Annotated in this window: 18 protein-coding genes; 7 read left to right on the top strand and 11 right to left on the bottom strand. The window is 70.4% G+C overall.

The annotated features are described in order from the left end of the window. The first annotated feature begins 10 nt into the window (after positions 1-10). Positions 11-649: a DUF6636 domain-containing protein gene (locus tag ABIC28_RS12850; protein WP_209927169.1), complete on the top strand. Its 639-nt coding sequence runs from the start codon at positions 11-13 to the stop codon at positions 647-649. A gap of 15 nt (positions 650-664) precedes the next feature. On the opposite strand, the gene ABIC28_RS12845 is transcribed toward ABIC28_RS12850, so the two are convergent. After that, entirely contained in the window at positions 665-1432 is a 768-nt protein-coding gene (locus ABIC28_RS12845; protein WP_209927170.1) for an SIR2 family NAD-dependent protein deacylase, read from the bottom strand. Here ABIC28_RS12845 and ABIC28_RS12840 point away from each other — a divergent pair. Both ABIC28_RS12840 and ABIC28_RS12835 read left to right on the top strand, forming a co-directional pair. Next, a complete protein-coding gene (locus ABIC28_RS12840) occupies positions 1431-1934 on the top strand; it encodes a uracil-DNA glycosylase family protein (protein ID WP_143548479.1) in 504 nt (167 codons plus the stop codon). The two genes, ABIC28_RS12845 and ABIC28_RS12840, sit on opposite strands and share 2 nt — an antisense overlap. Before the next feature lie 69 nt (positions 1935-2003). Next, positions 2004-5459: a TM0106 family RecB-like putative nuclease gene (locus ABIC28_RS12835; protein ID WP_354579153.1), complete on the top strand. Its 3456-nt coding sequence runs from the start codon at positions 2004-2006 to the stop codon at positions 5457-5459. On the opposite strand, the gene ABIC28_RS12830 is transcribed toward ABIC28_RS12835, so the two are convergent. Further along, positions 5456-6634 carry an amino acid deaminase/aldolase gene (locus ABIC28_RS12830; protein WP_354579218.1) on the bottom strand — a complete coding sequence of 393 codons (1179 nt, stop codon included), beginning with the start codon at positions 6632-6634 and terminating at the stop codon, positions 5456-5458. The genes ABIC28_RS12835 and ABIC28_RS12830 overlap by 4 nt on opposite strands. Positions 6635-6709: 75 nt before the next feature. Beyond that, complete coding sequence (locus tag ABIC28_RS12825; protein ID WP_097212469.1) at positions 6710-7366, bottom strand: TetR/AcrR family transcriptional regulator; 657 nt, start codon at positions 7364-7366, stop codon at positions 6710-6712. Between the two features lie 76 nt (positions 7367-7442). On the opposite strand from ABIC28_RS12825, the gene ABIC28_RS12820 reads away from it, so the two are divergent. Continuing rightward, on the top strand, positions 7443-8756 hold the full coding sequence (locus ABIC28_RS12820) for a D-arabinono-1,4-lactone oxidase (RefSeq protein WP_097212470.1): 1314 nt from the start codon (positions 7443-7445) through the stop codon (positions 8754-8756). A gap of 59 nt (positions 8757-8815) precedes the next feature. On the opposite strand, the gene ABIC28_RS12815 is transcribed toward ABIC28_RS12820, so the two are convergent. Genes ABIC28_RS12815 through ABIC28_RS12790 form a run of 6 tightly spaced genes read right to left on the bottom strand, consistent with a single transcriptional unit; the run spans position 8816 to position 14916 of the window. Further along, a complete protein-coding gene (locus tag ABIC28_RS12815) occupies positions 8816-9778 on the bottom strand; it encodes an adenosine deaminase (protein ID WP_097212471.1) in 963 nt (320 codons plus the stop codon). Between the two features lie 39 nt (positions 9779-9817). Further along, complete coding sequence (locus ABIC28_RS12810) at positions 9818-11173, bottom strand: DUF1254 domain-containing protein (protein ID WP_306455736.1); 1356 nt, start codon at positions 11171-11173, stop codon at positions 9818-9820. Between the two features lie 2 nt (positions 11174-11175). Then, entirely contained in the window at positions 11176-11937 is a 762-nt protein-coding gene (locus ABIC28_RS12805; protein WP_027502924.1) for a crotonase/enoyl-CoA hydratase family protein, read from the bottom strand. A 47-nt stretch (positions 11938-11984) separates the two neighbouring features. Next, positions 11985-12806 (bottom strand): enoyl-CoA hydratase/isomerase family protein, encoded by an 822-nt coding sequence (locus ABIC28_RS12800; protein ID WP_209927175.1) that lies wholly within the window; start codon positions 12804-12806, stop codon positions 11985-11987. Between the two features lie 33 nt (positions 12807-12839). After that, a complete protein-coding gene (locus ABIC28_RS12795; RefSeq protein WP_354579149.1) occupies positions 12840-14306 on the bottom strand; it encodes an MFS transporter in 1467 nt (488 codons plus the stop codon). Position 14307: 1 nt separating this feature from the next. After that, positions 14308-14916 (bottom strand): PadR family transcriptional regulator, encoded by a 609-nt coding sequence (locus ABIC28_RS12790; protein ID WP_209927178.1) that lies wholly within the window; start codon positions 14914-14916, stop codon positions 14308-14310. Positions 14917-15031: 115 nt separating this feature from the next. Here ABIC28_RS12790 and ABIC28_RS12785 point away from each other — a divergent pair, with 115 nt between their 5' ends. Genes ABIC28_RS12785 through ABIC28_RS12775 form a run of 3 tightly spaced genes read left to right on the top strand, consistent with a single transcriptional unit; the run spans position 15032 to position 17446 of the window. Continuing rightward, the gene (locus ABIC28_RS12785; RefSeq protein WP_269589343.1) at positions 15032-15871 is read left to right on the top strand and encodes a phosphatase PAP2 family protein; all 840 of its coding nucleotides are present in this window, start codon (positions 15032-15034) and stop codon (positions 15869-15871) included. Beyond that, positions 15822-16370, top strand: a complete 549-nt coding sequence (locus ABIC28_RS12780) for a GNAT family N-acetyltransferase (protein ID WP_257017534.1) — start codon at positions 15822-15824, stop codon at positions 16368-16370. Before ABIC28_RS12785 ends, ABIC28_RS12780 begins: the two co-directional genes overlap by 50 nt. A 32-nt stretch (positions 16371-16402) precedes the next feature. Continuing rightward, positions 16403-17446 (top strand): glutathione S-transferase family protein, encoded by a 1044-nt coding sequence (locus tag ABIC28_RS12775; RefSeq protein WP_354579147.1) that lies wholly within the window; start codon positions 16403-16405, stop codon positions 17444-17446. Here ABIC28_RS12775 and ABIC28_RS12770 read toward each other — a convergent pair. Both ABIC28_RS12770 and ABIC28_RS12765 read right to left on the bottom strand, forming a co-directional pair. Continuing rightward, a complete protein-coding gene (locus ABIC28_RS12770) occupies positions 17416-17829 on the bottom strand; it encodes a VOC family protein (RefSeq protein ID WP_097212479.1) in 414 nt (137 codons plus the stop codon). The two genes, ABIC28_RS12775 and ABIC28_RS12770, sit on opposite strands and share 31 nt — an antisense overlap. Beyond that, complete coding sequence (locus ABIC28_RS12765; RefSeq protein ID WP_354579144.1) at positions 17826-18674, bottom strand: AraC family transcriptional regulator; 849 nt, start codon at positions 18672-18674, stop codon at positions 17826-17828. Before ABIC28_RS12765 ends, ABIC28_RS12770 begins: the two co-directional genes overlap by 4 nt. Positions 18675-18684 lie beyond the last annotated feature (10 nt).

The following is an 18684-nucleotide window of genomic DNA, read 5'->3' as shown; positions in this document are numbered from 1 at the left end:
TAGTCGACCGATGCCGCGACGCTTCCTCGCATGTGCCCCCGCCCTCCTCCGCGTCCTTGGTGCAGTCGCGATCGGCACGGCGGTCAGCGGATGCGGCGGCGCGGGTATCGAGGGGACTGCGGTCGCCGCCGAGGACTGGGGCCTCCCCACCACCTCCGGGGTGCCGACACCGCCGCGCCCACCGAATCCGGGTGCCGCCACCGACACCGCCCGGATCGGCGCCGGGTCCCCGGTCGACCCCGAGACCTACCACGACGCGAAGGAGACCGACTCCTCCCCCGCTGCGCCCACCATCGGCTTCCACTTCACGACACCGAGCGGCAACATCCGCTGCTCGACGCCGAAGGAGCCGACCGTGCTGCTGTGCGAGGTCACCGACCACGCCTATCCGCCCGCGGCCAAGCCCGCGGACGCGAAGGAACCGTGCCAGTGGTTCCCCGACTACGCGATGCTCACCGACGAGGGCGTCGCCGCAGGCGTGTGTCTGCCCAGACCGCTGGTCACCCGGGGCAGCAGGGTGCTGCCCTACGGCAGCAGCATCCGGATGGGTGACTTCGGCTGCCTGAGCACCGAGGGCGGATTGCTCTGCGCCAACGAGGTTTCCGGACACGGTTATCAGCTCAGTCGTGAGGCGCTGCGGACCTTCTAGGACGACGCCGCCGGCTCAGCCCCCGGCCGGAGCACAGGCCGCCACCAGCGCCGGCAGCGCCTTGGCCGCTGTTGCCCGCCAGCAATGGGTTGCCACGGCGGTCAATTCGGTCGGCTCCGGGTTGATCTCGAGCACGGTCGCACCCGACGCGGCCGCCCGCGCCGGCAGTTCTGCCGCCGGGTACACCATCCCCGAGGTGCCGACGACCACCATCAGGTCGCACCCCTCGACGGCGTCCTCCGCGGCGTCCCACGCAGCCCGCGGCAACGGCTCGCCGAACCACACCACGCCCGGCCGGACCGCCTCGCCGCACGCCGCGCACTCTGGTGGCGAAAGACGTTCCACCGGCACTCGATCCGGCATGACGTCGACGTGCGCCGCCGTTCCGCACGCACTGCACCGCGGCGCGAAGAGGCTGCCGTGCAGGTGCGAGGCGACGTCCGAGCCGGCCCGCTCGTGCAGGTCGTCGACGTTCTGGGTGACCACGGCCAGCTCGGCGAACCGCGCCCAGTCCGCCACGGCACGGTGACCGGCGTTCGGCTGGACCCGCCGCACCAGCGCGCTACGCCACTGGTACCAGGCCCACACCAGTTCGCGATCGCGTTCCCACGCCTGCGGGGTGGCCAGCTCGGTCGGGTCGAACCGCTGCCACAGCCCGGTGAGCGCGTCGCGGAACGTGGGCACGCCGGACTCGGCGGACATGCCCGCCCCGGAGAACACCACAACTCGGTCCGCGGTTCGGGCCGCGTCGAGCAGCACCGGATCGGGTTCAATGGGGCTCATGTCGACGATTGTGCCCGGATACGGCGACACCCTGCCCAAGCTGCTGATCGTGGACCCGGCACCGGACCCGGCCGCGGAGGACCGGATCGCCGGGTCGCTGCACCGCATCGGTGTCGCCTCCCGGCCCACCGGGCTGCGCGCGCCGGGCCAGCACCTGTTCGGGACCCGGATCGTCTCCGCGGTCGGCGACGCGTCGTGGCTGGATCGGGAGTACGCCGAGGTCGGCCGCTGGGTGCGGGTGATCGTCGCGCTCGGCCCGACCGGCTGGGACGCGACGCTGCGCGCGCTGGCCGCGGCGGGCGTCGTACCACCCGAGCCCGCTCCCGGGTTCGCAACCGGCGTCCGACTGACGCTGACCCCGGCCGGCGGCCGCCCGGTGACGGTGCTCGGCATCGACCACCCCGCCGACCCGGACCTGTTGGCGGACGCGGCGCTCGACGCCGAGTTGGCAGCGGCCCAGACGCTGGCCGGGGTCTCCGCGGCCTGCGGCGGGCGCGGCTGACGACCGACCGCACCCGGATCCGGGTGGCGTTCGCCCGGCTCGGTCGGTGCCGTCTGCGATAGTCGTCCCGTGTTCCTCCTCGACGACGTGTTGATCTTCAGCGCCAGCGACTTGTCCCAGGCCGCGGAGTGTGAGTACGCGCTGCTGCGCAGGCTCGACGCGAAGCTGGGGCGGATCGAACCGGCAGGCGCCGACCGGGCGGACCCGATGCTGGCCCGGACGTCCGAACTCGGCGACGCGCACGAACAGCGTCAGCTCGACCGGTACGTCGAGCGCTTCGGGGACGGCGTGGTGCGGATCGACCGACCGCGCCTGGACTGGGAGGAGCTGACCCGGGCGAACAAGGCGACGGTGGCAGCGGCCCGGTCCGGCGCGGACGTGATCTACCAGGGCACCTTCTTCGACGGACGCTTCCTCGGCTTCTGCGACTTCCTGGTGCGTGAGGGCGACCGATACGTGGTGGTCGACACCAAGCTCTCGCGCCACGCCAAGGTCACCGCCCTGCTGCAGTTGGCGGCCTACGCGGACGCACTGACTGCGGACGGCGTCCCCGCCGCGCCGCACGTCACGCTGGTCCTCGGCGATCACAGCACCGCGGACTTCGCACTGGGCGACATCGCGCCGGTGTTCCGACAGCGTCGCGACGAGCTGGTCCGGATCCTCGACCGGCACCACCGCGAGCAGACGCCGGTGGCCTGGGCCGATCCGCGCTACCGCGGTTGCGGCCGGTGCGAGCATTGCTCGCCGGAGATCGTGCGGACCCGGGACCTGCTGCTGGTGGCCGGGATGCGATTCTCGCAGCGGGAGAAACTGATCCGCGGTGGCGTCGCGGACCTCGACGCCCTCGCCGACCGCACCGAGCCGGTCGAGGGCATGAGCGCACGCACCTTCGGCGGACTGCAGGCCCAGGCGGCCGCACAGGTCCGGCAGGAGCGCTCGCACTCCCCCGTGTACGAGGTGATCGACGGTGCGAGCGCGCTCGCCGCCGTCCCGGAGCCCGACCCGGGCGACATCTTCTTCGACTTCGAGGGCGACCCGCTGTGGGCGGAGGACGGCTCCACCGACTGGGGCCTCGAGTACCTGTTCGGCGTGACGGAGACCGACGGGACCTTCCGCCCGTTCTGGGCGCACGATCGCGCCCAGGAACGCCGCGCCCTGCTCGACTTCCTCGACTACGTCGCCGAGCGCCGCACCCGTTTCCCTGGCATGCACGTCTACCACTACGCGGCCTACGAGAAGACCGCGCTGCTGCGGCTGGCCGGCCGCTACGGCGTCGGCGAGGAATCGGTTGACACGCTGTTGCGGGAGAACGTGCTGGTCGACCTGTACCCGGTGGTCCGCGGCGCGGTCCGGGTCGGCGCCTCGTCGTACTCGATCAAGAAGCTCGAACCCCTGTACATGGGCGAGCAGCTGCGCGACGGCGACGTGACCAACGCCGCCGCCTCGATCGTCGCCTACGCGGACTACTGCGCGCTGCGCGACGCGGGGCGCGAGCGCGAGGCACAGGACCTCCTGAAGGAGATCGCCGACTACAACGAGTACGACTGCGTCTCCACGCTGCGGCTGCGGGACTGGCTGCGGGCCGTCGCGGCCGAGCACGGAGTGCAGCCGCACCCGGCGCAGCAGGTGCTCTCGGCGCCCGTCGAGGAAGCGAGCGCGGCCGAGACCGCGCTCCGCGACCATGTCGGCGACGCCCTGCCAGGAGAGCGGACTGACGACCAGCGGGCCGCGGCCCTGATGGCCGCCGCGGTCGGCTACCACCGACGCGAGCGCAAGCCGTTCTGGTGGGCGCACTTCGACCGGCTCGTCCAGCCCGAGGACGAGTGGGCGGAGTCCGCCGACGTGCTGGTGGCCGAGCGGGCCGAGGTGCCGGTGGAGTGGCACAAGAGCACCCCGCGGCAACGCAAGCAGCGCAGGCACGTTCGCCTCGCCGGGCACTGGGGCGCGGGCACCACGGTGCGCGTCGGTGACCAGGTGTACGCCCTCTACGAGCAGGGCACCGGGATCGGCTCCGACGACCCGCGTGCCCGCGGCGCCGTCCCCGTCACGGTCCTCGCGCTCGAGGAGGAGGTCGGGCCCGACGGCGAGCCGCGCGAGGTGGCGGTCGTGGAGGAACTCGAGCCGACCGGCACCGGCCCGCACGCCGTCCTACCGATGGCCCTTGCCCCCGGCCAGCCGGTCCGGACGGTGGCCATCGAAGCCGCGATCGCCGAGCAGGCCGCCGCGATGGCCGCGGCCCTGCCGTCGATGCCCGCCTCGGCCGCCGTCGACGTACTGCGCCGGGTGCCGCCCCGCACGCGCTCCGGCAATCCGCTCCCCGTCGCCGACCCGGAGCACAAGGCCGCCGCGATCGTCGCGGCACTGCGCGACCTCGACGACTCCTACCTCGCGGTGCAGGGGCCACCCGGCACCGGCAAGACCCACACCGGCGCCGCGGTGGTCGCCGAGCTGGTGAACCGGCACGGCTGGCGAATCGGCGTTGTCGCCCAATCGCATTCGGTGGTCGAGAACATGCTCGACGGGATCGTGCGCGCCGGGGTCCCCGGCGAGCGGGTCGCGAAGAAGCCCGGTTCCGGCCTGGGCGAGCATCCGGCGTGGACGAAGGTCGAGTCCAGCGGACTCGCGGCCTTCCTCACCGAGCACGAGTCGACCGGCTGCGTGATCGGCGGGACCGCATGGGATCTCGCGCACACCGCCCGGGTTCCGGCAGGCAGCCTGGACCTACTGGTTGTCGACGAAGCCGGTCAGTTCTCGCTCGCCAACACCGTCGCGGTGGGGATCTCGGCACGCAACCTGCTACTGCTGGGTGACCCTCAGCAGTTGCCGCAGGTCAGCCAGGGCACACATCCGGAGCCGGTGGACACCTCGGCCCTTGGCTGGTTGGCGGAGGGTCACGGCGCACTGCCGCCGGAGCTCGGCTACTTCCTGGACCGGACCTGGCGGATGCACCCCGCGGTGTGCGCGGCGGTCTCGGACCTGTCCTACGACGGACGGCTGCACTCGCAGGAGCCGGCCACCACCGCCCGCACCCTCGCAGGCGTGGAACCCGGAGTTGTGGCCATGTACGTCGAGCACCACGGCAACTCGACGGAGTCCGTCGAGGAAGCCGCGGCCATCGCGGCTGAGGCGCGGGCGTTGCTCGGCACCCCGTGGACACCCGGTGCCGGCGAGGACACCCGCCCGCTCGCGCAGTCGGACATCCTCGTCGTCGCCCCCTTCAATGCCCAGGTGAGCCTGCTCCGCCGGACCCTCGCCGATGCGGGACTCGACGAGGTCCTCGTCGGCACCGTCGACAAGTTCCAGGGCCGGGAGGCCGCGGTGGTGCTGATGTCGATGACGGCGTCCTCGGCCGACGAGGTTCCCCGAGGCATGGGGTTCCTGCTGTCCAGGAACCGACTCAACGTGGCCATCTCCCGCGGCAAGTGGCGCGCGGTGATCGTCCGCTCCCCGGCACTGACCGACTACCTACCGACCACTCCCGCCGGACTGACCGAGCTCGGCGCGTTCATCCGGACACACCTCTAGCCGAAGCACTGCCCCTCGCCACGAAAGGTCGGCACCGTGGTGCGGGCGCCGTCGGCCTCGACGAGGTGCAGCTCGTTGAACCGCTCGCAGAGCTCGCCTGCCTTGGCGTGCCGGAACCAGACGCGGTCCCCGATCCGAAGGGCCGCTGCCGGATCGCCGGTCACCGGGGTCTGGACCTCGCCCGCGCCCTCGTTCCTGGTGAGCTTGAGGCCCGCGGGCCAGACCGGGGTCGGCACCCGCGTGGGGCCCGCGGGGCCGGACGCGATGTAGCCGCCGCCGAACAGGGTGGCGATACGGGGCGTCGGCTTGCGGACCGCGGACAGCGCGAAGTACACCGACGGGCGCGGGGTGAACGCGTTGTACCGGTCGAAGAGCGTCGGCACGTACAACCCGGAACCGGCAGTCACCTCGGTGACCGAACTGTCGGCGGAGCTGACCTCGAGCGAGCCGGTGCCGCCGCTGTTGACGATCTGCAGCTCGCCGACGGTGGCGGTGACCGCATCCACGACCGCCGTGCGCCTGGTCGCGAGCTCGGCAGCGGAGGCGCGCTTGACCAGCCGAACCGGCGCACTCGTGTCCGGCAGGCCGGCGATCTGGGCCTCGTAGAACATCACGCCCACCACGACGAACCCGCGGCGCTTGGCCTCGCGGGCGACGACCACGGCCTCATCGGGGGTCCGCAGCGGCGACCGCCGTACTCCGAGATGGAGCGGGCCGACCCGCAGCGAGGCGTCGATGTCGAGGCACACCCGGGCAGGCACCGATGTGCTGCCCGCCGCGTCGTGCAGCACATCGAGCTGGCCCGAGTTGTCGACCATCAGCGTGATCGACTCGAGCAGCAGTGGGTCGGAGGCGAGCTCGGCGAGCGCACCCCGGTCGACGGTCGGGTATCCCATGAGCACATCGCGCGCGCCGAGCCGGACCAGCCAGATCGCCTCGCGCAGCGAGTAGGACATGATGCCCCGGAATCCACCCTGCGCGGTGAGCCCGGAGCCCAGCGTCTCCTCGAGCACTGCCCGGCAGCGAACCGACTTGCTTGCCACCCGGACCGGGGTGCCACCGGCGCGCCGGACGAGGTCCGCGGCATTGGTGCGCAGCGTGCCGAGATCCACCGCGGCCAGCGGCGGATCGAGTTCACGGGTTGCGGCGTCCAGCCGTTCGCGGGTGGAGGTCATGGCGTAGGAGTCCAGCCGTTCGCGGGTCGAGGTCATGGCCTGAGTCAACCATCCAACTGGACGAGTGTCCAGGTTTTAGGCCTGCTCCGCGTCCGCCTCGACCGCCTTCATGGCGATCATCTGCACCGCGTCGTCGAGCTGGGCGATCACTGCCTCGCCGTCGCGGTCGACGAGCCACCGCAGCACGATGCCGTCGATCACCGCGAGACAGAAGCGGGCGATGTGCTCGACCGGTTCGGTCCAGGTGGTCCCCGTGTACCGGGCCGTCTCCTCGAGGAAGGCGGTCGCCTCGATGTCCATCGTCCGGTACTGCAGCGAGGCGATGGACCCGGCCAGCTCGGCGCCCGCGGCCTGCTGCCTGAGCCCGTACGCGGTGATCTCGTAGGTGAGCAGCTGCCGGTTCGGCGTCATCTCGATGAGCGGCCACATATTGGACAGGCCGCTGTGCAGCACCTCGCGCAGGCCACGCAGGCCGCTTTGGTCACCCTCACCCTGCGCCGTGCCGAATGCGTACCGCAGCGCAGCGCTGAGCTGGAGAACGAGGGCCTCGCCCATGGCGGCGACCAGCGCCTCCTTGTTCTCGAAGCAGTAATGGACCACCCCGAGCGAGACCCCCGCCTCCTCGGCGACGGCACGAATGGTGACGGAGTTGATCCCGGTGCGTTCCGCGATACCCATCGCGGACTCGACGAGTTGGGCGCGACGTTCGTCCGCAGGAAGCCGATTCAGCATCTGCCGATCCTAGAACGCCGGAGCCAGTTCCGTATCAGGTGTTGACCTGGACGATCGTCCAGTAGATTATGAGTGAATGGAATCACATTTCTGGCAGAACTGGGCCGGCTGCGCCAGCGCACGGCCCACTCGCCTCGCTGCACCCGCGACTGTCGCGGAGCTGAGTGACGAGATCACCCGCGCCGCAGCGGAAGGCTTGCACGTCAAGTGCGTTGGTGCCGGACATTCCTTCACACCCGTCGCGGTCACCGACGGCGTGCAGATCAGCCTGGACAACCTTACGGGGATCCAGTCCGTGATCCCGGTGGAACCGTCGGGCGCCCTCGTCACCGTCCTCGCGGGCACTCGCCTGAACGAACTCAATCCCACATTGTGGTCTCTGGGTCTCGCGATGACGAACCTCGGCGACATCGACGTGCAGTCCATCGCGGGCGCGATCTCGACCGGCACCCACGGCACGGGCGCCCGTTTCGGGGGTCTGGCCACCCAGGTCCGCGGGCTGCAGATCGTGCTGGCGGACGGCTCGGTGGTGAACTGTTCCGCCGAGGAGAACGCGGAACTGTTCAACGCCGCGCGGCTCGGTCTGGGCGCGCTCGGCGTCATCGCGTCGATGACGCTGCTGTGCGAGCCCGCCTACGCCATGCGTGCGGTCGAGGCCCCCGCGCGGCTGAGCGAGACCATGGAACGGATCGACGAGCACGCCCACGGCGTCGACCACTTCGAGTTCTACTGGTTCCCGCACACCGACCGGGTGCTGACCAAGCACAACACCCGCCTGCCAGGGGACACACCGCTCACCCCCGTCAACAAGGTCCGCGGCTACATCGACGACGAACTGCTCTCCAACACCCTGTTCGAGGGCGTCAACCGCGTCGCCGCCCGGTTCCCGGCCGCGATCCCGCGGATCAACAACCTCTCCTCGCGGGCGCTCTCGGCGCGCGAGTTCACCGATCGCAACTACGCGGTCTTCGCCTCCCCGCGCCGGGTGCGGTTCCGCGAGATGGAGTACGCGATCCCCGCCGAGGCGCTCCCCGAGACGCTGCGCGAGATCGACGGCTGGCTACAGAAGTCCGACTTCCGGGTCGCGTTCCCCGTCGAGGTCCGGTTCGCCGCGGCCGACGATGTCTGGATGTCGACCGCGAACGGCCGCGACACCGCCTACATCGCCGTGCACCAGTACCACCGCCGCGATCACAGCGAGTACTTCAACGCCGTGGAGTCGATCGCCCGCGCCGTCGACGGACGGCCGCACTGGGGCAAGCTGCACTCGCGCACCGCGGCGGATCTGCAGCCGACCTACGCGCACTTCGACGAGTTCCGGTCCGTGCGGGACAAGTACGACCCGGCCCGGGTCTTCGACAACGCCTACCTGCGCCAGGTGCTGGGATAACGGCGCTCCGCGCCCCGTGAGTGATTTGCACCCCGCTTGGGGTGCAAATCACTCACAGCTCAGCCGAGCAGCGCCGCCTTCCGCTCGGGCGAGGCGAACGAGGCCCGGATGGAGTTGCGGGCCAGGGTTTCCCGTTCCTGCTCGGTGAGCCCGAGCTCCGCCTGCAGGCGGGCGAAGTTGTCGTCGACGTACCCGCCGAAATAGGCGGGGTCGTCGGAGTTCACCGTGACCAGCAGTCCCGCTTCGAGCATGCGGCGCAGCGGATGCTCGGCAAGGGTGTCGACCACCTTCAGCCGCACGTTCGACAGCGGGCAGACGGTCAGGGGGATCTGCTCGTCCACGAGCCGAGCGATCAGCGCCTCGTCCTCCAGGCACCGCACGCCGTGGTCGATCCGCTCCACCTCGAGCAGATCCAGCGCCTGCCAGATGTAGTCGGGCGGGCCCTCCTCCCCCGCGTGTGCCACGGTGTGCAGCCCGTTCGCCCGCGCCCGCGCGAACACGTCCACGAACAGCGACGGCGGATAGCCGACCTCGGCGGAGTCCAGGCCGAGACCGAGGACCGGGACGTCCAGCCTGAGCACCTCGTCCAGCATCGCCTCGGCCTCGGGCACCGGCCGGTCCCGCAGCACGGCCGCGATCAGGTCGCTGGACACCCCGAACTCGGCCTCGCTGGCGCGGACGGCATCGGCCAGCCCGTCGAGGACCGCGCGCAGCGGCACCCCGCGGGCCGTGTGCGCCTGCGGGTTGAAGAAGATCTCCGCGTGCTGGACGCCGCCCGCCGCCGCGCGCGCGAAATAGGCGCGGGCCAGGTCGGCGAAGTCCTGCTCGGTCCGCAACACCGCCATGTTCGCGAAGTAGAGGTCCAGGAAGGACTGCAGGTCGCTGAACTCGTAGCGGCCGCGCAGGTCATCGAGGTCCCGGTAGGGCAACTCCACCTTGTTGCGCTCGGCAAGCGCAAAGATCAGCTCCGGCTCGAGGGATCCCTCGATGTGCATGTGCAGCTCGGCGAGCGGGGTCGACACGGTGTCCTCCTGAGGTCGTCAGGCGTCCAGTATCCCGCGTCAGCTCGCCGGTTCCGGCGCCGGCGGCGTCCACGACTGGTCGGTCGGCAGGTAGGAGCGCAGCATGAGGACGAACTCGCCGGGCGGGGCGGGCAACCAGTTCGAGGGGCCGGACGCGGGCGGCTGGGCCCCGATCCAGAGGTCGAGCGAGCCGTCGGCGCCCCGCACCAGTCCGGGGGTGCGGTCACCGATCGCATAGCGGCCCAACGGGTTCGCCACGAAGAACATGTCCGGTCCGTACAGGGTGACGGACCAGAAGCCGCGCTCGTCGATGGGCGGCAGCCCGCCTGCCGGGAAGTGCAGCCGATAGCCGCCACCGTCTCCGCGCAACGCGGCGCCGCCCGAGTCGGTCCTGGCGACGTAGTACATCGACTCCTCGGGCACGTTCGCCCCGAGCCCGATCTTCGCGACCCCGGCGCGGTGCAGGTAGTCGGTGCCGTACCGGCCCGCGTCCTGCAGCGAGCTCCACGGCCCGTCGCCACCGAACGAGGTGTTCGCGAGCCCGACGATCTGCTTGTCGCCCCGGACAACCCCCGCCGCCATGGCCGCGACGTCGTCCGGCTCGCCGCCGCTGGGGGTCGCGCCTGGCGTCACCCCGAGGGTGGCGAGGTGCTCGAGCATCGGTGCGTCCGCCGCGGGCGGCGGGTTGGCCGCGAGGATCGCGGACAGCTCGTCGAAGACCTTCGGCCCGGAACCCGCGATCGCCTGCGGCGCCGGGTTGTTGCCGCAATCGGTCGGGGGCAGCGGCGGCGGCGCGTCCGGGACCGGAGAGGTGAGCACGGTCATCTTGTACTGTTGCTGGGCGGCACGAGCCGCGGCGAGGTCGGCGTCGGACTCCACCAGGGTGCGCCCGATCATCCAGGCATCCCAGGTGGGCGACTCGATCACCGCGGCGCCCGCGGGCGTCTCGCCGTGCCACCCGGGCGGCACGATCACGTGCGAGCCCGCCGCCTGCCCGGTCTCCCTGGTGCCGATGTTGCCGAACACGTTGGTGTACATGTCGAGCAGCTGGAAATCGAAGTACCGCTCCCCCATCTCCGGATGGGTAAGCAGCACCGGGCCGGACCGCAGGTCGAGCCAGGCGATCGAGTACAGGGTGTCCGCGTTCGGGGCGACGACCACCCTGGTCTCCGGCCCCGACATGGCGGCCTGGCTGTAGAGCTGGTTGACCGGCAGCAGACAGATCATGTTGGCCCTGGTCCGGGCCAGGGCGATCGGCGCGTAGCCGTAGACGTAGCCGTCGGCCGCGACGTCTGCCGGCGCCGTCGCCGAATCCTCTTCCTGCGAGGCGCACCCGCCGAGCAGTCCGGCCACCACGACGAGTGTCGACAGCGCCGCCACCCGACGTCGGCGCACCCCTATCGGCCCTTCCAGACCGGGGCGCGCTTCTGCGCGAAGGCGATCGCCCCCTCCTGCGCGTCCTCCGAGGCGAAGACCGGTCCCATCAGCTCCAGCTGCCGCGTAAACGCCTCCTCGTCGGTCCAGCCGGACGACTTGACGATCACCTCCTTGGTGGCGGCGACCGCGAGCGGGCCGTTGGCGGTGATCCGCTCGGCCAGCTCCAGCGCGCCGTCGAGCGCCTTGCCGGGTTCGGTCAGCCGGTTGACGAAGCCGTAACCGTGCGCCTCCTCCGCGGTGAAACTGTCTCCGGTGAGCGCCAATTCGAGCGCCTTCTGGTACGGAATCCGCTTCGGCAGCCGCAGCAGGCCGCCACCCGCCGCGACCAGTCCCCGCTTGACCTCGGGGATGCCGAACCTGGCCTCCGAGGACGCGACCACCAGGTCCGTCGCCAGCACCAGCTCGGTGCCGCCCGCGAGTGCGTATCCCTCGACGGCGGAGATGATCGGCTTACGGGGCGGCGCCTCGGTGAAGCCGAGCCCCTTGCCGGGGGCGATCACATTCTCGCCCGCGACGAACGCCTTGAGATCCATGCCCGCGCAGAAGTTGCCCCCGGCGCCGGTCAGGACGGCGAGCGACAGGTCCGCATCGGCGTCGAGTTCGTCGACCGCGGCCGCGAGCCCGTTGCTGACCGCGGCGTTTATCGCGTTGCGCGCCTCCGGGCGGTTGATGGTGATGACCAGGATGCGGCCACGACGTTCGAGCAGCACTTCGTCAGACATGCCGCCCACCCTAGGCGCTGCCGCGCCCACGCGAGCCGACTCCGCGCTCAGCGCCCCGTGTAGGTGGCCTTGCCCGGTCCGACGTCGAGGAAGCTGCGGACCGCGCCCGCGAGGTCCTCGGTACCGAACAGCACGCCCGAGACCTCCGGGGTGATCGAGTCCGCGTGTGCGACACCGCCGGAACGCCAGGCCTCGATGATCTGCTTGGTGGCGTGGTGCGCACGGGTCGGACCGTCCGCGAGCCTCGCGACCAGGGCGCGGGCGGCCGCGTCGACATCCTCGTGCACCGCGTTGACGACCCCCCAGGAGGCCAACGTCGCGGCGTCGTACAGATCGCCGGTCATCACCAGTTCCCTGGCCCGGCCCGAACCGGCGCGCTCGGCGAGCCGCTGCGGCCCGCCCATCGAGGGCGTCAACCCGACCACCGTCTCGACGAGACCGAACTTGGCCTTGGGTGCGGCGAGGATGATGTCGCAGGCGAGCGCGATCTCGAACGCGGCGGTGAGCGTCAGCCCGTGCGCGGCGTACACCACCGGGCAGGGCAGGGCCTCGATCTGGTGGATGATCTCCGCGAACAGGGTCCGCCACAGCTCGGCGCCCTGCTCGGCGCTCAACCCCTCGAAGACATGCACGTCCACGCCGCCGGAGACGACCTTGCCCTCGGCGCGCAGCAGCACCGCACGCGGCGGGGCCGCGCTCAGCGAATCCACGTCGGCGGTGATCGCGTCGAACATGGCCTGGTCGAACAGGTTCAACGGTCCGTGCGCGAAGGTCAGCACGGCGATCTCGGCGCCGGCGTCCGTGGTGATGCGCTCCAGCCGGGTCGGCTGGGCGGGCTCGGAACCTGCAGGCGGGAACGACGCAGTCATGGCGTCAGCCTGCCACACCCGAGCCCGCGCGGCTTAGGCCTGGACGCGTTGGTGTTCGGCGTCAACCGGGGGCTTGTCCCCTTCCCGGATCGGCCGCGAGAAGCACAGCGACGCAACGAAACCGATCAGCAGCACACCCGCGGGCAGCAGCACCGCCTGCGCCATCGAGGTGCTGAACCCGTCGACGATGAAGCTCGGCATCGCACCGCCCGCCTCGTGCTCACCGCCGGTGGGTACCCCGTTGACGGTCAGCCGCGAGGTGATCAGGGCACCGATGCCTGCGCTACCGAGCACCGCACCGACCTGGCGGGTGGTGTTGTACACACCCGAGCCCGCGCCTGCCGCGTTCATCGGCAGGTTCCTGGTGGCGGTTGCCGCCAGCGGCGACCAGATGAAGGCGTTCGCGACGCCCATCAGGGCGATGGGCAGCAGCAGCTCCCAGATCGCGACGTGCGGCTGCATCACCAACGCGAGCCAGCCGAGCGAGATCGAGAGCATCAGGAAGCCGGGCGCGGCGATGTAGCGCGGGTGCACCCGGTCCACCAGCTTGCCGACGTTCGGCGCCAGCGCGCCGGTGAGCACCGCCATCGGGACCATCAGCAGCGCCGAACCGGTCGGCGAGAGCCCACGGACGGCCTGCGCGTAGAACATCAGCGGCACCACCATCGCGGTGATCGAGAAGCCCATCGACGTGATCGCGATATTGGCCAGGGAGAAGTTGCGGTCCTTGAACAGTCCCAGCGGCAGCAGGGGCTCGTTCTTGTTCCACGACTGGTACCAGATGAAGACCGCGAGCAGGATCAGGCCGGCGACGATCGACAGCCAGACCAGCCCGGACCAGTCGTAGGTGTTGCCCTCCTGAAGGCCGAAAACCAGGAAGAACATGCCAGCGGCGCTCAGGATCACCCCGGGGATGTCGAAACGGTGCTGATGGGTCTCGAGCGACGGCACGAACCGCCACGCGGCGAAGAAGGCGATGATGCCGACCGGGACGTTGACGATGAAGATCCACTGCCAGCCGAGTCCGTCGACCAGGACGCCGCCCGCGAGCGGGCCGACCAGGGTGGCGACACCGGCGACGGCACCCCACAGCCCCATCGCGGTACCGCGCTTGTCCGGCGGGAAGATCCGGGTGATCACGGCCATCGTCTGCGGGGTCATCAGCGCGGCGCCGAAGCCCTGGAACACGCGGGCGACGATGAGCATCTCGATGTTGCCGGACAGTCCGCACCAGAGCGAGGACGCGGTGAACAGCGTGAGCCCGATCAGGTAGAGGTTCTTGGGACCGAACCGGTCACCGAGTCTGCCCGTGACGAGCAGGGGGACCGCATAGGCCAACAGATAGGCGCTGGTCACCCACACGACGCTGTTGATGTCGGTCTGCAGATCCTCCATGATCGCCGGGTTCGCGACCGCGACGATGGTGGAGTCCACCAGGATCATGAAGAACCCGAGGCACAGCGCCCAGAGCGCCGGCCATTGCTTGATCTCGGTTTGCATGTCAATCCTTCGCAAGTTGGGGATTGCGCTTACTGATGAGTTCCTCTGTGAGCCAAGGTAGTTCGCCGCTCTCGATCTCCACGATCAGGCCCCGCAGCCAGTCGGCCTCGGCCTTGGCAACTGCCCGCAGGTAGTCCATCCCGAACCAGAAGACCCGCGGGATGTCCTCGGCCACCACCGCCTGCCGCATCCCTTCGAGTTCCCGGATGTCCTCGTCGATCCGGGACACCCGTTCGCCGAGCAGCTCGCAGACGGTGTCCGCGTCGAGATTGTGCGCCTCCGCGAGGGCCACCGGGAACTGCGGGTACTCACTGACCGGGGTGGCCAGGATCTCGCGGATCCGCACGGTCAGCGCCGCCCGTCCCGCCTCGGTGATGGCGTAGGTGGTGCGCTCGGGACGGTTGCCCTCACGCTCCGTGCCGAGCACTGCGACGAGTTCCTGCCGCTCCAACCGGTCGACGGTGTGATAGAGCGAGCCCGGCCGGATCTTCACCAGCCGATCATCGCGCCGCTGGATGAGCAGTTGGAACATCTCGTACGGATGCATGGGCCGCTCGAACAGCAGCGCCAGCACCGTGATCCCGAGGGGAGTCAACGCCGTTGCCGCCACGTCCACGCCTTCCTATTCCGCGCCAATTAATCCAGATGGAATATACGGCGCGGAGGGATGGTTCGGCAACAGCTTTCTCATGAAGCTCTCATCTGGGCGCGGCATCCTGATCCGAATGGGGATCCAGAAGGCGAAGGCCCGTGGCCGCGTATCGCGGTTCATGCCGGGCGCGACGATCGCGGCGACGTGCGCGATCGCGTTGATGCTCGTGCACTCGGTGTTCGTCACCACCGAAGGCGGCCAGCTCCTCGACCAGCAGATCATGCGCACCGCGAACGCCGCACCCGACTCCTGGCACGAGGCGGGCTTCACCCTGCTCGGAGCGGTGAACGCGACGGTCATCGCCGCGGCGATCGGCGCGATCGTCCTCATCGGGCTGATCCGTCGTCGACCTCGCTCGATCGTGGTCGCGCTGGCGGTGATCGCCGGCGCGAACCTCACCACGCAGGCGGTCAAGGTGCTGCTCGACCGGCCGTATCTCGGCTGGGGCGCGCAGAACACGCTCCCCAGTGGGCACGTCACCGTGATCACCTCGCTGGCGGTCGGGCTGGCGATGGTCCTGACCCCGGGCTCGCGGTCGGCGGCCGCCGCGCTGATGTGTGGGGCCGCCGCCGCGGCCGGGTCCGCTGTGATGATCTGCCAGTGGCACCGGCCGAGCGACGTGATCGCCGCGGTGCTCGTCGTCGTCGGCTGGGCGGCGATGCTGTGGCCGGCGTGCGCCGCGCGCCGGGACCGATACCGTGACGAGGGTGGACGCCCATCAGATCGACATCATCGCCCTGGCCTGGGCCAGGGAACTGGGACTGCCGGACCTCGGCCTGGTGCGGCCGGGTACCCGTCACATCCGGGTGGACCAGAGCTCCGACCGGGTCCGGTTCCTCCGGCTGGCTGGAGCGAGCGCGCTGGTGGGCCCGGACTGGGCGATCGAGCGGGCGGAGCGCTACAGCGACGATGAGCTGACCGACGGCGCGACGATGCTCACGATCACCAAGGACCACGGCGGCAGTTGTTCGGGCCCGCGGCTGCTGTCCTTCGCCGCCGACGTGGGCACCGAGATCGGCCGCGAGGACCCACTGATCTCGCACGACCTCGAACACGTGCTTGCCCTGCAGTCGGCCTGCCCGCCCGACGACACGGCGGAGGCCGATCTCACCGGCAAGCGGAACTGGTTCACGCTCGTCGATGCCGCCGGGACGCCGCTGTCCTCGTCCGGGTACGCGGAGTGGCAGGGCATCCTGGCCCACATGGGCACACTCACGTCGCCGGACCATCGCAGGCGCGGACACGGAGCCGTGGTGGCCCGGCTGACGACGAACGACGCGATCGACGTGGGCCTGATCCCGCAGTGGCGCAGCCACCCCGGCAACACGGCCTCACGCCGACTGGCCGCGTCGCTTGGCTACGAAGAACTGGGCGTCCATACCGTGGCCACGCTCCCCCGAAGTACCGTGTGATTGTTGCCCACTATCGACGGAGTTGATGAACAGTGACCGACGAGAACAGCACCGCGGGGTCGTATGTCGAAGCGGGCCAGGAGTTCACCCGCGACACCCGCTACATCACCACCCGGATCACCGCGGACGGCCGTGACGGCTACCCGGTCGAGCCCGGTCGCTACCGACTCGTCGTCGCGCGGGCCTGCCCCTGGGCGAATCGCGCCATCATCGTGCGGCGACTGCTCGGCCTCGAGGACGTCCTGTCGATGGGCATCTGCGGGCCGACCCACGACCAGCGGAGCTGGACCTTCGACCTCGATCCGGGCGGGCTGGACCCGGTGCTGAAGATCCCGCGCCTGCAGGACGCGTACTTCGCCCGCTTCCCCGACTATCCGCGCGGGATCACGGTGCCCGCGATCGTCGACATCCCGACCGGTCAGGTGGTGACCAACAACTACCCGCAGCTCACCCTCGATCTCTCGACCGAGTGGAAGCAGTTCCACCGCGAGGGCGCACCCGACCTGTACCCGGAGGCGCTGCGACCGGAGATCGACGAGGTCGCCGAGCTGGTGTTCAAGGACGTCAACAACGGCGTGTACCGCTGCGGATTCGCCGGCACCCAGGAGTCGTACGAAGAGGCCTACGACCGTCTCTTCGCGAGGCTGGACTGGCTGACCCACCGGCTCGCGACGCAGCGATTCCTGGTGGGCGACACCATCACCGAGGCGGACGTCCGGCTGTTCACCACCCTGGTCCGGTTCGATCCGGTCTACCACGGGCACTTCAAGTGCAACCGCAGCAAGCTCACCGAGATGCACGTGCTGTGGGACTACGCGCGGGACCTGTTCCAGACGCCGGGCTTCGGCGACACCATCGACTTCGCGCAGATCAAGAAGCACTACTACGTGGTGCACTCCGACGTGAACCCGACCCAGATCATCCCCAAGGGGCCGGATCTCGCCAACTGGCTCGAGCCGCACGGGAGGGAAGCGTTGGGCGGCAGACCGTTCGGCGACGGCACGCCGCCGCATCCGCCGAAGCCCGACGAGGTGGTCCCCGCCGATCACTGGGTCCTGGGCGGCTCGCCTGCGTAGGTGCCGAAACTCCAGTACACGCCTTCGGGATCGCGGCAGGTGAACCCGCGGGAGCCGTAGTCCTCGTCGGTGAGCCCCTTCACGATGGTGGCCCCGCCATCGACGGCACGCAGGTACAGCGCGTCGGGGTCCGGGACGACGATGTACACCGAACCGACCCCCGTCGGCAGGTCCCCCACCGCGGAGTCGGGGCGTTGCGAGCCGAGCATGACGCCGCCGCCGCCCGGCCAGTCGAGCTGGGCATGGTCGACCCGCTCCCCCTCGCCGTAGACGGCGGTCTCGATGAATCCGAAGGCGTCCACGAGGAACGCGATGGCCCCTCGCGCGTTCGCGTAGCTGAGCGTGGGCCAGATCGTGGTGGTGTTGATCGTTTGTGTGCTCATGCCCTCGACACTGCTCCTTCCGATGTCTGGTCCGCTTGGATGAATGAGAACAGCTCCTCGGCCCGCCACCTCGACGGCGGGATCCCGACGATGTCCCGCCAATCGCGCGCCAGGTGGGCCTGGTCGTAGAAGCCGGACCGGGCGGCGACGTCGGCGAGGGAGATGGACGGCCGGCTCCGCAGGAGTTGATGCGAGCGGTGGAAGCGAGCAAGCTTGGCCGCCTCCTTGGGGCTGACTCCGAACTCCGCGGCGAACCGGCCGACCAGGTGCCTTCTGCTCCAACCGATCTCGCGGGCCACCTGGCCGACCCGGACCACACCGTCGGCGGCCGTCAGGAGCTGCCACGCGTGCTCGAGGTGCGGATCGATCTCGGCGTCGGCGAGGCGGCGGGACAGCACCTCGTCTAGCACCGCGAAGCGGGCCTCCCAGGAGTGCTGCGCCGCGATCCGGTCGCTCAGCTCGGCGGCGTCGGTGCCGAGCAGGTCCTCGAGCTCGACGACCCAGGCACCGAGCTCGGCGGCGGGCACACCGAGGAGCGCCCTTGAACCGGCCGGGGTGAGGGCGAGCTGGACACCGTGCTGGTTGCCGTCGTGCCGGATCGTGACCGGCGCGGTGGACAGGCCGCTGGCGAGGGTGCCCCAGGCGCCGGGCTGCTGCCGCGGATCGGACATCCGTGCGAGTTCGAGCGGGGCGTCGAGCGCGATGATCACCGTCAGGTACGGCGAGGGCAGGCCCAGGTGCGAGCCGGGCTCGAACCCGGTCAGTCGATAGCCCTCGTAGGGACCGACGAACGGGCGCAGGGCCTGCGCGGGCGATGCCCGTCTACCCTCCGAGTGCCCGGTCATGATCTCAGCG

The organism is Rhodococcus sp. PvR044 (assembly GCF_040548995.1).
Taxonomy (GTDB): domain Bacteria; phylum Actinomycetota; class Actinomycetes; order Mycobacteriales; family Mycobacteriaceae; genus Rhodococcus_G; species Rhodococcus_G oryzae.
This window is presented reverse-complemented; position numbering and strand designations above follow the sequence as displayed.

Bases quoted from the DNA above. Each gene is read 5' to 3' on its own strand.
- ABIC28_RS12795 (WP_354579149.1), bottom strand. From the start codon at position 14,306: ATGCAAACCGAGATCAAGCAATGGCCGGCGCTCTGGGCGCTGTGCCTC.
- ABIC28_RS12785 (WP_269589343.1), top strand. From the start codon at position 15,032: ATGGGGATCCAGAAGGCGAAGGCCCGTGGCCGCGTATCGCGGTTCATG.
- ABIC28_RS12765 (WP_354579144.1), bottom strand. From the start codon at position 18,674: ATGACCGGGCACTCGGAGGGTAGACGGGCATCGCCCGCGCAGGCCCTG.
- ABIC28_RS12805 (WP_027502924.1), bottom strand. From the start codon at position 11,937: ATGTCTGACGAAGTGCTGCTCGAACGTCGTGGCCGCATCCTGGTCATC.
- ABIC28_RS12830 (WP_354579218.1), bottom strand. From the start codon at position 6,634: ATGACCTCCACCCGCGAACGGCTGGACGCCGCAACCCGTGAACTCGAT.
- ABIC28_RS12840 (WP_143548479.1), top strand. From the start codon at position 1,431: ATGTCGACGATTGTGCCCGGATACGGCGACACCCTGCCCAAGCTGCTG.
- ABIC28_RS12800 (WP_209927175.1), bottom strand. From the start codon at position 12,806: ATGACTGCGTCGTTCCCGCCTGCAGGTTCCGAGCCCGCCCAGCCGACC.
- ABIC28_RS12770 (WP_097212479.1), bottom strand. From the start codon at position 17,829: ATGAGCACACAAACGATCAACACCACCACGATCTGGCCCACGCTCAGC.
- ABIC28_RS12845 (WP_209927170.1), bottom strand. From the start codon at position 1,432: ATGAGCCCCATTGAACCCGATCCGGTGCTGCTCGACGCGGCCCGAACC.
- ABIC28_RS12850 (WP_209927169.1), top strand. From the start codon at position 11: ATGCCGCGACGCTTCCTCGCATGTGCCCCCGCCCTCCTCCGCGTCCTT.
- ABIC28_RS12820 (WP_097212470.1), top strand. From the start codon at position 7,443: ATGGAATCACATTTCTGGCAGAACTGGGCCGGCTGCGCCAGCGCACGG.
- ABIC28_RS12825 (WP_097212469.1), bottom strand. From the start codon at position 7,366: ATGCTGAATCGGCTTCCTGCGGACGAACGTCGCGCCCAACTCGTCGAG.